1 pseudogene is annotated in these 1,068 nt (G+C 37.5%); it reads left to right on the top strand.

The features are described 5' to 3' along the window. Positions 1 to 179: 179 nt before the first annotated feature. A pseudogene (locus tag V7024_RS08085) lies at positions 180 to 1,049 on the top strand (ATP-dependent helicase); the annotation flags it as partial. Positions 1,050 to 1,068 lie beyond the last annotated feature (19 nt).

The raw sequence follows: 1,068 nt of genomic DNA, 5'->3' as shown, positions 1-1,068 counted from the left end.
GCAGAAATTGGCACTGACCGCCACTATGCATGGCTAGTTCCTCTCGCCCATCTAAAAAGAGAGGTTTTTAATTTCTACATCCCAAACATAATCACACCACTGCCCTACTTTTTTACATTGCCAATTCCCCTATCTTCCGCTAAAGTTATAAATTGATGCTACTTATTGAAGGTGAAATTATGACTAAGGAAAATTTTTCGCAAAAATCATTAACACATTCGAATATACCTCGCGCAACTTATCATATTCCGAAAACATCTACGGATTTAGTTCAGCAAAATGATGCGGATGTTACTTATTTTCGCGCTCTTGAAAAACAAGGAATATATTTAAATGAAAAGCAATTAGAAGCTGTTCGTCAGACTGAAGGGCCCGTTCTTACATTAGCTGGTGCAGGCAGTGGAAAAACGTCTGTCTTAACAACGCGCGTTGGCTATTTAGTCAATGTAAAAGGTGTTCACCCGCGCAACATATTGCTGCTTACCTTTACACAAAAAGCAGCGGAAGAAATTCGAAGCCGCGTAGCAACATTACCTGGTATGACACCTGCAGCGAGCCATTATCTTGTTGCTGGAACATTCCACTCGGTGTTCTTAAAGTTACTTCGCAGCCAAGGATACAACCAACAAATTTTAGCAAACGAAAAGCATAAACAAATTATTATAAAGAAAATTTTAAAAGAACTTCGTTTAAAAGATGACTATGATGCGGAAAGTATGCTAGCAATGATTTCACTTGAAAAGAATAAATTAAATAGACCGAAAGATGTCCAAGCTAAAACACCTGTGGAACGTGAATTTCAAGAAGTGTATCAACGTTATGAAGACGTAAAACAAAGTCATGGCTATTTAGATTTTGATGATATTTTACTTGAAACGTTCTATTTGCTAGAAAATAATGCCGCTTTATTAACGCAATTGCAAGGTCGCTTTCAATATATTGAAGTCGATGAATTTCAAGATACATCATACGCTCAGTATGAAATTGTAAAATTATTAGCAGCACCGCAAAACAACTTATTTATCGCGGGTGACGATGATCAAGCGATAGTGCGCCCATAAGGGTGTT

The organism is Bacillus sp. JJ864 (genome assembly GCF_036963045.1).
In the GTDB taxonomy this organism is placed as follows: domain Bacteria; phylum Bacillota; class Bacilli; order Bacillales; family Bacillaceae_G; genus Bacillus_A; species Bacillus_A pseudomycoides_C.
This window is presented reverse-complemented; position numbering and strand designations above follow the sequence as displayed.